The following is a 561-nucleotide window of genomic DNA, read 5'->3' as shown; positions in this document are numbered from 1 at the left end:
TCAATACCACAGAGGTTAAGCAACAAGTTCAGTCTATTGTCTTTGACCAGGGAAGCACTGATGTCGTGGTGCTATTATTACCTAACGGTATTCGCGCTGAATTCCCCTCGATGCTGAGTCAAACACACATCAAACATTGGGTTGCAGCATTACAATGACTCCCACTGGTAACGTGTATTTAGTATCAGGTGTCACCGATATGAGAAAGTCGATTGATGGATTGTCATTAATCGTCGCAGATACGCTTGAGATGGACCCCTTTAGCCAGGCTTGGTTTATCTTTTGTAATCGACACCGCGATAAGCTCAAAATCTTATTTTGGGATACCAATGGATTTTGGCTTTATTATCGCCGCCTTGAAAAAGGGCATTTTAAGTGGCCTGTGCCTAAATGTGATGGCGCAATTCATATCAGTAAGCAGCAATTACATTGGCTATTATCGGGATTAACATTAGATAATCCTAAGGCGCATCGACCAATATTAGGACTTGAAGTATGACGGCGAATGTTGATCGCAAATTTCTACTTGAACGATCATTTTTCGCTGTCACACTAAGGATA

1 protein-coding gene is annotated in these 561 nt (G+C 41.7%); it reads left to right on the top strand.

What is annotated here, in order from left to right; translation table 11 throughout:
• Positions 1-154: 154 nt before the first annotated feature.
• Positions 155-499, top strand: a complete 345-nt coding sequence (gene tnpB / locus ACWXWT_RS20630) for an IS66 family insertion sequence element accessory protein TnpB (protein ID WP_456043422.1) — start codon at positions 155-157, stop codon at positions 497-499.
• Positions 500-561 lie beyond the last annotated feature (62 nt).

The organism is Shewanella sp. A22 (assembly GCF_053850585.1).
The sequence above is the reverse complement of the archived record's forward strand: the minus strand, read 5'-3'. Positions and strand labels throughout refer to the sequence as shown.